This window comes from Polynucleobacter sp. UK-FUSCHL-C3, from assembly GCF_040409815.1.
Classification (GTDB): Bacteria; Pseudomonadota; Gammaproteobacteria; order Burkholderiales; family Burkholderiaceae; genus Polynucleobacter.
Genome location: NZ_CP099959.1, coordinates 348,111 through 361,627, shown reverse-complemented (window position 1 = coordinate 361,627; position 13,517 = coordinate 348,111). Strand labels below are relative to the sequence as shown.

Here is a 13,517-nt window from a genome sequence, read left to right as displayed (position 1 = left end):
GTGAGTTTTAATGAGAAACTCGGGGCTGATGCATTAATAAAAAACGTTTATTAAGCAGAGCGGCAGTTTCTTGCATTAGTAAAGAAGCAATATCATCAACATGACGTTCACGCCAATCAATCAATGGTCCTCCAGCTATCCATTGATTAAAGGCTCCCAATGCTGGCCCACAGTGAATTTGAAAGTCTACCTTATGTTCAAGATTCCCTGTCAAGGCCCAACGAGTCGCATCCTTAAAATATCGTTTAAATATTAAAGCCATTCTGTGCTTAGGCAAACGTTCGGCTCGTTCAATCTCCGCTGAAGGATAAGCACTTCGTACTTCACTAAAAACATCATCAAAAGAGCGTTTGAAATAGCGTCCCTCTATCTGTTGACGAGTCTGTGAATCAATTTGCTCTATTCCCTCATATTGATGATATAAAGCGACTAATTTATTTGCCCGTGCCGGAAAGAATAAGCCCTTTTTAAGCACTTGAACTTTAGCGCCTAATTCAAACAATTCGCCAGAGGGAGCATAATCAGTGTCATACACATTCATCGCTTGCAGTAAGTCCTTTACTACATCGCTTGTATCTGCCTCAATGGTGCATTGGTTGATAGAGCCAGTCAGAATAAAGTCAACCCCCATAACAAATAAAGCCGCAGCAGCTTCTGGAGTTCCAATACCACCAGCTCCTCCTACATAGATTGGACCAAAAGTTGGATAGCGCTGTTGATACTCGTCACGCACTCGAAGCATGGCAGGAACTAAAGTAAATGGCATACCCTGATCAGTATGCCCACCAGAATCAGACTCTACGCAGAGCGCATCCACCATGGGGACCCCGCTAAGAAGCTCAGCTTGTTCGCGGTCAATCATATTGCTTTCGAGTAACTTATTAATAATTCGATCAGGTGCCGGCGAGAGGAATTGCGCACCAACATCAGGACGCGATACTTTTGCAATAATCTTATTGAGCGCCAATATATTTCCGGTGCTTTGACGCACAAGACCCTTTGCTCGATAACGTACGAGCGATGGTGTCACCTCCATAAATGCAGAAGCCTCAATAGTTCTAACTTGGTGCTTAAGCAGAAGATCAACCAAAGATTCTTCTAGCTCTGGAAAGTTGGAGTGGGCAATAAAGTTAACGCCATAAGGTGACCCATTAGCTATGCGCGACTGAATAGTGAGAATTGCACTTTCAATATCCTCTATCTTTAGCCCGCCAGTGCCAAAAAAAGCCATAAGCCCTGCTTTAGCCATTCGAACAACAATATCTACTGATGCTATACCTTGATACATTCCGCCAGCTAAATAGGCATACTTAAGATTAAAATCTTCACAAAATCTTGCAGAACCTAAAGAGCGTGCATCATATACACTTGAAATTGAACTTCTTTCATTGGCTACTTGGGAATCTTGAGTAGTAGCAAGTTCCTCTTGCGCAAGGATAGCTAAATCAAGAGGACCCGCCTCAGCATTAGTGCGAATGACCATTGGCTTAACGATTGGCATAATCGCTGGGCTAATTTCTTCGAAATCATTTACCCCTACCCCTTTGGCCAGAACGTATCTTATGCTATCAGACCAACGAACAGGAGCCGTAATTTGTTGAACCATTAACTCAGCAATGTGGCCTGCTACGTGAGGACGTGAAGTAACGTTAGATATCACTGGAATTGTAGGTGGAGCGAAAGAAAATTGATGAACAAACTCTTGAAATTGTTCTTGAGCATTAGCCATCAATGGCGTGTGAAAGGCTCCCCCAACCTGAAGCATCTTAAAGTGAGTTGCACCACTATTAAGAAATAAAGATTCTGTTCCCTCAACTTCTTCGCGCAGGCCTGAAAGAACTATTTGGTGAGGAGTATTAAAGTTTGCAATAAAGACATTTTGAACAGCATGTTGTTCGAGTACATTTGCAACTTCATCCGCCTTGAGTCCAAGCACTGCAGCCATTCCCCCGGCCTTTGCTTGTCCCATTAGTTCACCGCGCTTTTTTACAATCCTTAGACCACTTTCAAAATCAATCACTCCGGAAGCGAACAATGCAACATATTCAGCAACACTATGTCCTAAAAGATAATCAGGAGCAGAAGAATTGCGTTGCTTGTCTAAAAAGGATAATGCAGTTACTACATATATTGCAGGTTGTGTAAAGGAGGTTGATACCAATCGCTCATTCGGACCGTTTGTACATAATTCTGCGAGAGAATAGCCCAGAATTTCGTCAGCAGACTTTACCAATGACGAAAATTGGTCAAATAATTCCTCTCCCATTCCTAAACGTTGGGCGCCTTGTCCGGGGAAAATGATAGCCCTGATTTAGAAATCTCCTGATATGAATAAGTAGCTTAAATGAAAGCAATATAAGAATACCTATTTATCCGCATTTAATAGCAAGGGGAGAGACTTTTCGCCAGTACCCATAATAATGATTTTGCTATTTGGAGAGCTGGCAAGCTCAGAAGTAACTGCAAGCCCACGCCATTTCAATATAGACACCCCTGATATCTTTTCAAATTCTTTAATACCAGTAGCCTCAATCACTTGACGTTTGCGTTCCTGCTCTTGTGAAGCCAACTTATAGACATAAGTTTGTAAAGTTTGTTCAGCAACTTTTTTATTTTCTATGCCCTTTGTCACATCAGCCGGAAGTTCTAGCTTCACAATAAATACATCTTCATAATTAATTGGAAGTTCTTGTTCGGTTTCTTTGATTTCTTTTTGAAAATCTTTTCGAATTGTCCACTCTATGGTGGAGTAGATTTCTTCAGCTGTGAAGCGACTGATAATTAATCTAATTGCATTAGTAATTTCTGGAATAACCACAACCCTAGCATAATCAGGGCCTATAGTGCGATGTAACTCTGGCAATCGGTTTGGCATCACTGCAAAACGTGAAACCCAACCAACATAGATCACCAAACCATCTTTAGTCAAAAATCCAGTAGTATCTTCAAAAACATTAGAGCGAACATCATAAACAATAATTTGGTCCCATGGTAACTTGAAGGCAGTGCCTTCAGTAATAATCCAATTCTTAGTGCCTCCAAAAAAACGACTCCAATAAACACCTTGGTATCCTGCATAAATTGGCACCGTAATGAATTCCCAACACAACACAGTAATAAATGCGACTACCAAGGAAGTTAAAGTTATGCGGAAGCGTTGACGATGTAGGGTCAAATCAATCTTATTCAATGCTTGCTTAATCATAGTGTCGTATTGGCCGATATTATTCTTAGTTAAAATATTTATTGCTAAGTAACTTGATATTGCTCTAGCTGCATAAAAGTAAGCTTCTAGCTTTAATTCAAATAATTATCATCAACGGCAGAAGACTTATTTGCAGGAGCGAACAGCAGCAGGATTAACAAAGAAATTACAGGGGTGATAATGAAAGAGAGTGCCGCAGTTCCCCATACTCCCAGACGAGAGTTTCGACCTAATAAACCCGCTATTAAGCACAATAATGTATATAGAGTCCAAAACCACATGTTATAACTCCCACTATTCTGATAGTACCTAAACTGCCATTTTGAAGAAAATAGCCCTTTTATGTGACTTTTTAGTGTACATTAATATGGTAACGGATTTGTGAAAAATTTACCCCCAGGGATAATAGCTCTACCAGGTCATCAGCCTGAGGGTCATGGGGGGGGTTCAGTCTTTGGGCTTTCCCGAGCGCTCCCACTGGATTTTTCCTAGTTCAAACTTAACAATCCTGTCGGCAACCCCCCAATATCGCTCATCATGCGTTACTGCAATGACTGTTTTACCTTGATTCCTTAATTTTGGGAGGATTTGCTCATAGTAAACAGCTCTAAAATGAACATCTTGCTCAGCGGACCATTCGTCAAATATGTAAATTGGCTTGTCTTCAAGCAAGGCTACAATTAAGGCAAGTCTTTTACGCTGTCCAGTAGACAAATTTAGATCCGTAAAGCGACCGTGCTCATATTTTACCTTTCCAGATAATTGCATTTCGTCTATTAACTGGTTTACCCTATGCTCCTCAATATTTTCATGACCGTATAACCTATCAAACAAGTGGAAATTACTAAATATTGCTGAAAATAGCTCCCTAAAATTACTTCTGGAATTCTCATCCAACTTCTTCCCATCTACGAGAATCTCACCAGCATTTAAATGATAGAGGCCTGTTATCAAATGTAGTGCTGTAGATTTTCCGCTACCGTTCCCGCCGACCAGAAATATGATTTCACCCGGCTTTACTTCGAGACTCCAAGGACCAGATGTAAAAGTCTGATCGCTATCAACATCAGGATAGTGATAAGTAATTTTTGAATACTCAACACAATGAAACTTATTCCAGGATGGAGTCGGTTGCTGTATTTTTGAATAAGTGGTGTCCCTACTTTCACTTAAGCCTAAATTCATTAAAGAAATTGCTGTAAGTCCAGTTTCAGCTCGAATAAACATTGGAAACTGGCCAACAATTTTTGCAACAGGTCCTATACAAAATAGAATTGTTGGAATTAACTGGAAGATGATCAAATTATCTTGTGGAATATAAATAGGTAAGACGAATACAACCAGACCAAGCATTGAGTATTGCAAAGCACAAAAGAGAAGCATAATCATTGCTACATGATTGCCAGATTTAATCATCATTAACTCTGACTGACTTGATAAATCACTATAAGATTTCATCACAGAATCACTTAGCTTCGTATTTTGACGCATCTCTTTACTACCATTAAGAAATTCAGACACTAGTTCCGTCATTTTATTTTGATGATGATGTGCGGAGATGATTGATGATTGAAACTTTTTGGAGATTAAAAAGTAGGCTATCGTACCAATCAAAGTCACGCTAATAAAAATAAAAAATGCATAAAGTGAAAGGTATGCAAGGTAAGCTAATGAGGCAATTAGTAAAACAAATTGCTGACAAGAATCGATAATAATTGGAAAGGCGACAGAAAGATGGTTCGTTTCCCGAGATAGAATACTAGGTATAGATTGGTATTTTTTTCCTTCAAATATTTCAACGCTAGATTCACGCAAAAGAGAAACCGTATGCTGTCGAAGATACTTAAGCTCTCGCTCTACAGCTAAATTAGATCGCAACATAGCATTACGATCGCAGAAATAATAAATACAAAATGCCCCGACAAAAAGAGTAAATCCTAAAAAATTGGGGGGGTGATTATTGGCAAACTGATAAGCTACATCATTTACGGAAACAATCAACAATGAGTTAGAGATGCCGGCTATAAGCGTTAATAAAAGTATCACATTTAATTCAGGACGCCCTATTTTTTTAAAAAAGTTAATTAGATACATATCTTTAGCTATTTTAAATAGGGTTTGGATTACTTGGATCAACACTTAACACGCCTAGATCAAGCGTATAGAGGGTATCGCACAAATGCCAATATTGCTCATCATGAGTGACGGCTATGATTGTTTTATTTCTACTTTTTAATTCAGGAAGGATTTGTTGATAGAAAACTTTGCGAAAGTGAGCATCCTGATCTGCTGCCCATTCGTCAAAAATATAAATATCCTTATCCACCAAAAGACTTGCTATCATCGCAAGTCTTTTACGTTGGCCATGAGATAGCTTCAAAGTAGAAAAGCGATTATTTTCTAAATTAACTTTCCCTGTTAATTCCATTAACTCAACTAGCTCTGAAAAACGGTTAGCACTGACTTTATCTACACCATATAAATTATCAAACAAATGAAAATCTGTAAAAATGCATGAAAAAATTTCACGATACGATTGTGCATTAATATCAGAAATGGCAATATCATCGACTTCAATTATTCCCTCCTCAGGAAGATAAAGTCCGCTCACTAATTTCATCAGCGTTGACTTGCCACTACCATTTCCACCGCGAATAAAAATGATATCGCCTCTATTAATTTGCATATTAAAGGGCCCACTAGCAAATGTGACTTCACCAGCTGCATTTCGATAACCAAAGGTGACATTATGAAGAGCTATTTTTTCAAAGTTTTTAAACAAAGGTTCAGCGGTATTTGAATTACTTTGTTTATAGGTGCTATTGCTATCTAAACTTTTCTCTAAATTATAAATTTCATCAAGCTCAGCATTTGCCCTTGAGAAGATTGGAAGCGTAATAGTAATGGTCGTAAATGGACCAACACTAAAAATTGCTGTAGCAGCAATTTTGTATATCACATCAGAAAAACCTTGTAAAAAAAATGGTAGAACGAAAACTACAATTCCCAGAAGAACATAAAGAAATGCATTTGTAAACATCAAAAGTGATACCCATTGCCCCCCTACCTTTACAATACTGGCTTCCAACTGATCTCCAATCTCGAGAAATTGTTGATATAGCGCATTGCTTTTAACTCTATTAAGACGAATTTCCTTATGTCCCTTTAAAAAATGTCCTATAGATTCAAACAATGATTGCTCGTGTTGATTCACATCTAATAAAGCTAAATTGAGGGATTGACGACTAGACCAGAAATAAAATAAGGCAAAAATTGTAATAGATGTAATAACGAGGAAGGCAGGTATTGATAAATAGGCAATATAGAGTAAGCAAAAAATTAACGAAATGACACTTTGAATCGCACTCACAAGCATTGGAAAGTTTTGCGAGAGATAATCGCCTTCTTTCGCTAAAGCAGAGTAAATTTGACTTTGATTAAGGGACTCCAGAGCGCGAAGCTGTGAGAGTCGAATCTTATTCATAATCCTTAATCTTAGCTCTCCTAATCTTTGTTGTAAAAAATGATTAGCAACAAAAAGAGAGCTGCGAATAGATAAGAAGAAAATAGCGAACCCAATTAAAAAAAGGATTCGTGACTTTGTAGAAACCGGCTCCATTAGAGAGGTTTGTTCTGCAGCAATATTAATAAGAGCAATTAATACTACATTTGATAGACCAGCAAGACATGTCACTATAGCAGCGTATTTCAGGGTCTGTGACGATCCCGTTTTCAATAGCCCAATCACATGGGAACCCAGCATGTTAAAAAGCTACCCGGGAGGATAGAAGCAATCTCTTAGTTCTTGCTTGATTGAGCTGCATTTTTATATTGTTAGATGAGTGCATTAGCGGCAGTTAGTAGGTAATTGTTTGTTTTTGCAACAAAAATATTTCCGTGAATAGAATTTCCTAGTAGCTTATATTGTAGCCGACCAGATTTATATATTTCTATATCTCGCATATCAATAAACGAATCCAACTTGTAGCGTAAAGCTTTGATCACAGATTCCTTGATACTAAATAATAATACTGCTGGATCCATTGAAATATTAATTGAATTCATGGCTTCTAGCTCAGATTGTCTAGTCATAAAAATAGATGTTAAGTCTGACATATTTTTAAGCCTAGATGATATCTTTACTAAATCGACCCCTATTCCACATATGCCATGAAGATCTTTTTGTGCAAGTACGACCGCACAAACCTCGCCATCATGGCTAATGCTACCGAGAATAGATTCAGGCCATACCGGCTCTCTTAATAAGCCTATCTTAACTGGATAGTCCTCAAAACCAAAAAAATGCAGGCCCTGCCTAGAAATCCATCTTCCGGTTGAAAATTCATTTTGTCGCCTTTGAACTGCTTTACTTATAAATGACTCCTCTTCCGGCAAGATTGGATAGGCATCTATTGGGGCGCCTTGAACAAAAGCACCCAAAAACCATTGCTTCAAAAAACCTTCAATAATCTGTATTTCTAGCTCAAGCTTCATTTTATGAAATCTCAATAGAACGGCTTACATCAGCATTATGGTCGCATGATAAACACGACAAAATTAAGCGTCCTATCTTATTCCTTAGCACGCATCCAAGGATTACTAAAGTTATACCCAATACTATCCCAAAATTCACAGGCCTCAGCATTTGGGTCTGATTGAATTGAATTAAGCGTATTGAAAACCATATACTTTTTATCAGGCACTTCAAATGCAGGCCAATGAGTCAAAGTTAATGGGGACTTCTCGAGTCCATTGGGATTTAGATATTTTACAAAATTAGTCCAATAATCCATGATTTCATTAGAAACTTTATTTTCTATTGGCGTAAATTGGTAATTTATTTTTTCGGCAGTATGAAATACAAAAGGCAATTCTGCTCCGTGAAGTACATATCCTTCGCGCTTATAAATTGTTGGCGCCCACAATTGAATAGGCGCTGAAAAATCATAAGAATAAAGATATGTTAATCCATTTTGACTCAACCCCACATTTCTGGAGCCACATTTAAAAAATGCATTATTAAATACTTTTGCCATAGAAATCGTATTCAAACTTTCATGCTGAGGAGGATATATTTTTATTATTTTTTCAAAATTTAATCCAAAGAGGCTTGCGATATTACTAACGTATTGAGTTGTTGTTTTGTATGAACCGGCAAACAGAATCCCCTCGTTTTTATTAGTCCCTAACAGAATTGGTTTATTTCGCTTTTTTGAAAGCGCAACATGTATAGGCTGTTCAGTCAATAGTACGCCATCGATAACAGGCCCGAATGGAATTATAAATTCGCTCGAGGAAAAAATTTCTGGAAGGGAAGCTGCAAAATTATTTTGAGCAGTCAGTAAATCTTGAGTATCAGCCTTACGTAAGCACTCAATATCTGAGCATTTCAAACTCCATTTAAAAATATTTCCTACGTCTTTTGCTTGCTCCAACCTGGGATATGGAAGCGCAATCAAATTACTTTGCATTAAACCAGCCCTAAATAAGGGAATACTTTTGGGTGCAGAAAGAATATGAAGTCCAATAGACATTGCACCGGCACTTTCGCCAAAAATCGTTACCTTATCAGGATCACCCCCAAAGTTCGATATATTATCTCTAACCCATCCCAAAGCAAGTTGTTGATCCATAAAACCAAAGTTGCCAGACACTTCATCTGTCGCCAAAAAACCTAACGCCCCAAGTCGGTAATTAAAATTGACAACAATTACATCTCTATTTGCGGCAAGGTAGGACCCATCATAAAGCGGATAACTTCCTGCGCCCCTATTGAAGCTTCCTCCATGTATAAAGACCATTACTGCGCGTTTTTTTGACTTCGAATCCACGCCTTCTGGGGTCCATACATTCAAACTTAAGCAATCCTCACTTTGCGCAACATCAAACTTTGGATCCCTGCTCTGTGGACAAATAGATCCAAACTCAAATGCCCTATAAACGTCAGGCCATGAAGTTTTAGGAACTGGTGACTGCCATCGTTCTTCTTTTTCAGTAGATTCTGCATAGGGAATTCCTAAAAATGCTTGTGACTGTTTGCCAGTATCTGTCATTACAGTTTTCCCGCAAATTGGGCCCGCCTTACTGATGATGACATCCGTTGTGCATTCTAGGTTAGCTGATAAATTACTGCCAGAAATGACTGAAGGACAATGCAGGGCAACCATAAGCCCAAAAACATGAGAAGTTACTAATACATTTCGCTTGCGATTATTTTTATTTAAGTCGTTCATGAATTCTATTTATAAAGTACATTAATCATCACCAACTATAAAATTTGATTGGATAATGGATGCCAAGTGAATACTTGACTATTCTGGTAAATAATCAGAGAATAGTAACGCAAAATTCCTAAATAAGTTTTTTATGACAATGATGCTGAGGTCTGATTAATATAGCTCTTGCCTTATGTCAAACTAACTTTAATATCACTTAACTCAATTGTTTATGAAGGCAATGCTATGTCAATAAAAAGCACTATCACCACATTACCCGATGGTCGTGAGATTTATTGTGTAAATGCATATGAGGTTGACTTTTCAGTAAATGAAATCTTTAATGATGAACTGCTTACCCATGGAATCAAGTTGCCAATAGATGGAACATTTATCGACGTTGGCGCCAATATCGGACTATTTTCTTTATTTTTACTTGATAAGTGCCCTCAATCTAATATATTTGCATATGAGCCGATGCCTGAGCCTTTTTTTGCTCTACAAAAAAACCTTACAGGTAAAGCACAAGTCTTCAGCATGGGTCTCGGCATTGAGCCAGGAGAACTTTTATTCGAATACTTTCCAGGTATTAGTGCCCTATCATCATCTAATCCAGTAATTAGCAATGAAATGTCTCGCGGCTTACGCAGAGTTCTCCTTGAACCATCTGGCGATGCTGATGTAAACGAAATTCTAGACAAGACTGGCGCAAATCAACGAATTCAACTTGAGCCTGATTTCGTTGAGCAACTTTTCGTTGCTCAAAAAGTTATAGCCCCTATAGACACTTTGAGCAATCAAATAGATAAACTTGACATTCATAATATCGACCTACTTAAAATTGATACTGAAGGCTCTGAAAAAGATGTTTTAGCTGGCATAACAGAGGCGCATTGGTTACTTATTCAGCAACTTGTAGTAGAGGTTCATCTTGGAAAAGAAGAGACCTATCTGATGGAGCAAGAATTTAAGAATAGAGGCTATAAAACCGCGGTTGGTTTTCACCCTCTAGCATCTAGTGGTGCACCAGTCTTTCATATTTATGCCGCCAGATAAGTAATAGGTTGAGGCTTTAGGCTGCATGTCGACTAATCATTATTGGCAAACTTTGCAAACCTCTTTGATTTGTTCTATCAACCCACCACAAAGGCTCCCCAGCAATCTCAATCCGAGGAAATTCCTCCAATAAAGCAGAAAAACAGCTTTGAGCCTCCATACGCGCCAGTGCTGCTCCAATGCATACATGAGGGCCCCCACCAAATATAGATTGAGCATTTGGCTGTCTGCTGATATCAAATTTTTCAGGGTCATTAAAGCGTTCTGGGTCACGATTGATGGCGCTAACCAATCCAATCGCCATAGATCCTTGTGGAATGAGGACGCCGCTACATTGAAAATCTTTAATTGCCACTCTAAGAATAAAGTTAATGCTCGGTTCATGACGCAGCATTTCTTCAATTCCTGAGCGCATTAAGCCTGAGTCTTTTCTTAACCTCTCTAATTCCTGGGGATGTTGCAACAGACTTAAAAGCCCATTACCCAAAAGAGAAACCGTGGTTTCATTTCCTGAAATTAGTCCTAGACAATTGTTAATAACCTCTTCTTCATCCATAGTGCCTGCAGATAAAGCCTCTAAAGTCAAAGAAATAAAAATCTCCTTAGAGTCTTTTGTCTTTGAAGAAAGATACTTTCGAAGATAATCCTTATATTCGCGCAAGGCGAGTAGCGCCTCACTCTTTTGATCTGGAGACATTAGAATATCCCCAATTTTAATTAATGCAGAATTCCATTTGGCTAATTGATGATCCATATCAGCAGAAATGCCAAATAAATTACGAGAAATAATAAGTGGCAATTTATTTGCAAAATTTGTCATGAAATCAAATGGGGCACCTTCAGGCAAACTATTTACTAGCTTTTTAGTCTCAGCTTCAATCATCGGAAAAAATTCAAGCATTCTTTTTGGACTAAATGCATGTTCATATACATCCCGCATCCGACGATGATCAGGTGGATTAGAATTTACCATTTGTCGCTGAAATTCACTAAATAAGTCATAGCTAAGTGGGTCCCGCTGACGACTTTCAGGGCTGCTCCAGCCATTAGTCCATAACTGCGTATCGCGCCCCATTTCAGGCGCTAACGCAAGCTGACGAAATTCACGATGACCCAAAATAAAGTAAATACCCGTCTCTGGGTCAAGCTGAACAGCGCCTGACTTACGAATTAATTCAAGCTTCTGATGCGGACTTTTAATAAAGTCAGGATCGAGTAGCATCTGCCACCAGTCTATTTTTTCGTTTGAAGGAGAATCTGACGAGAAGCTCATATTTTTTAGTGATGCAGACTGAGAATGGTAAGTAAAAACATCATAAATATATGTAATTCAAATACCAATATGCTTAGCTAAGTTGAATAGGCAGTGAAGAAAGTCCTCGTTGATCACTCCTGTCAGTCCACCAAACAGGATCGCCAGCACATTCTATTTTTTCAAAATGATCCATTAAAGTATTGAATGCTACCTGGCCGGTATAGCGTGCAAGAGCCTTACCAATGCATATATGTGCTCCGCCACCAAAGGCTGAATTGGGCTTTGGCTGTCGTGCCACATCAAAAACTTCAGGATTGTCAAAACGCTCTGGGTCTCGATTAATTGCACCGACTAAGGAAATAGCCATAGAGCCAGCTGGTATTACGATTTCACCACACTGAAAATCTGCTATCCCTGCCCTAGGTATTAAACTACTACCAGGCTCATATCGTAGCATTTCCTCTATAGCAGTTCGCATTAGTTCACGATTCTCCCTGAGCAACTTAAATTGATCAGGATGCTTTAGCAAAGTGAATAAACCATTCCCTAAAAGCGTTAATGATGTTCTGCTACCAGAAATTAGCATGACGACATTATTCAACATTTCTTCCTCATTCATCGTGCCGTGCTTACATGCTGCAATAGCCAAATCAATAAATCGAGTGCCCGACTCTCTTGCATGAGATGCTAAATGGCCATGAATGTACTCTTTAAAACCTTTTTGAGCCTTTTGTGCATCCCTCTTCTGCTCTGGCGATACGATGATGTTGCCAAGCCAGCTTAAAGCAGCGATCCACTTAGAAATCTGCTCATCCATTTCTTCGGGTATATCAAAAAGCTTAAGGGAAATACGATGAGGCAGGGGATTTGCGAAGGCGCTCATAAAATCAAAAGACTTATTAACAGGTAAGAACTTTATTAATTTATCGCACTCATCTTGTATCAGAGGAATATAGTTCGCAATTGATGCAGGGCGGAATGCCTTTTCAAAAACACCCCTCATTCGACGATGGTCTGGTGCATTTACATTAATCATCTGAGGCTGGAATTCAGTAAACATTGCGTAGGTCTCTGGATCACGCAGTCTATTCTCAGGACTATTCCAGCCGTTTCGCCAAAAGGTAGTATCCCTACCCATTTGGGTTGTCGTAGCCATTTCGCTAAATAGGCGGTAGTTCAATATAAAGTAAATGCCTGTAGTAGGGTCATAATGGACTGGCCCAAGTTCACGAATACGGTTTAACTCTGGATATGGATTAGTCAAAAAATCTGGGTCTGTTAACAATGTCCACCAATCTATCTCAAAATTTGGTGGTATGGAGCGTGAAGGGGCTCCAGAAACAAAATCTTGGCTTGAGTTACCAGGCGCTCTTTTGTCTTTAGCCATCACTGCTCCCTATATTAAAGCTAACTCATTTTAAACAATAAGCATCTATATGGGCAGCTCCTACTTAGTATGCGCATCAAAAATCGCTTAACTTGGTCAAAATAGGCGTATAAATTAATCCTAGTCGGCATAGTCTTTTTTTGAGATTTTCACCCGCAGGCCTTTATTTTACATGCTTTTGAATTTGAGGTTTTTGGCCTGCCCAGCACGATTCGAACGTGCGACCTACGCCTTAGAAGAGCGTTACCTCTACTGATCTAAAGTCTCTTATTGGCCGTAAGCAGACTCACAACCGTTACTTAAAGTAACGCTCAAAAAAATACCAACCCGAAGGTTGGTATTTTTATTTCTGGTGGGCCCACCAGGACTTGAACCTGGGACCAAAGGATTCCGGTTTGT

At 38.9% G+C, this 13,517-nt stretch carries 9 protein-coding genes; 1 reads left to right on the top strand and 8 read right to left on the bottom strand.

Annotated elements, in window-relative coordinates; genetic code table 11:
• Positions 1-7: 7 nt before the first annotated feature.
• From fabD to NKE59_RS01825, 6 genes are all read right to left on the bottom strand, one after another.
• Positions 8-2,299: an ACP S-malonyltransferase gene (gene fabD, locus NKE59_RS01850; RefSeq protein ID WP_353439882.1), complete on the bottom strand. Its 2,292-nt coding sequence runs from the start codon at positions 2,297-2,299 to the stop codon at positions 8-10.
• A 66-nt stretch (positions 2,300-2,365) separates the two neighbouring features.
• Positions 2,366-3,205, bottom strand: coding sequence for a prohibitin family protein (locus tag NKE59_RS01845; protein ID WP_353439205.1), 840 nt, complete (start codon positions 3,203-3,205; stop codon positions 2,366-2,368).
• Positions 3,206-3,652: 447 nt separating this feature from the next.
• On the bottom strand, positions 3,653-5,344 hold the full coding sequence (locus tag NKE59_RS01840; RefSeq protein WP_353439204.1) for a cyclic peptide export ABC transporter: 1,692 nt from the start codon (positions 5,342-5,344) through the stop codon (positions 3,653-3,655).
• Positions 5,313-6,968 carry a cyclic peptide export ABC transporter gene (locus tag NKE59_RS01835; RefSeq protein WP_353439203.1) on the bottom strand — a complete coding sequence of 552 codons (1,656 nt, stop codon included), beginning with the start codon at positions 6,966-6,968 and terminating at the stop codon, positions 5,313-5,315. Before NKE59_RS01835 ends, NKE59_RS01840 begins: the two co-directional genes overlap by 32 nt.
• Positions 6,969-7,039: 71 nt before the next feature.
• Complete coding sequence (locus NKE59_RS01830) at positions 7,040-7,699, bottom strand: 4'-phosphopantetheinyl transferase superfamily protein (protein WP_353439202.1); 660 nt, start codon at positions 7,697-7,699, stop codon at positions 7,040-7,042.
• A gap of 77 nt (positions 7,700-7,776) precedes the next feature.
• Positions 7,777-9,438, bottom strand: a complete 1,662-nt coding sequence (locus tag NKE59_RS01825) for a carboxylesterase family protein (RefSeq protein WP_353439200.1) — start codon at positions 9,436-9,438, stop codon at positions 7,777-7,779.
• A 228-nt stretch (positions 9,439-9,666) separates the two neighbouring features.
• On the opposite strand from NKE59_RS01825, the gene NKE59_RS01820 reads away from it, so the two are divergent.
• Positions 9,667-10,476, top strand: coding sequence for an FkbM family methyltransferase (locus NKE59_RS01820; RefSeq protein ID WP_353439199.1), 810 nt, complete (start codon positions 9,667-9,669; stop codon positions 10,474-10,476).
• A 16-nt stretch (positions 10,477-10,492) separates the two neighbouring features.
• On the opposite strand, the gene NKE59_RS01815 is transcribed toward NKE59_RS01820, so the two are convergent.
• Entirely contained in the window at positions 10,493-11,749 is a 1,257-nt protein-coding gene (locus NKE59_RS01815) for a cytochrome P450 (RefSeq protein WP_353439198.1), read from the bottom strand.
• A 73-nt stretch (positions 11,750-11,822) separates the two neighbouring features.
• A complete protein-coding gene (locus NKE59_RS01810; RefSeq protein WP_353439197.1) occupies positions 11,823-13,118 on the bottom strand; it encodes a cytochrome P450 in 1,296 nt (431 codons plus the stop codon).
• Positions 13,119-13,517 lie beyond the last annotated feature (399 nt).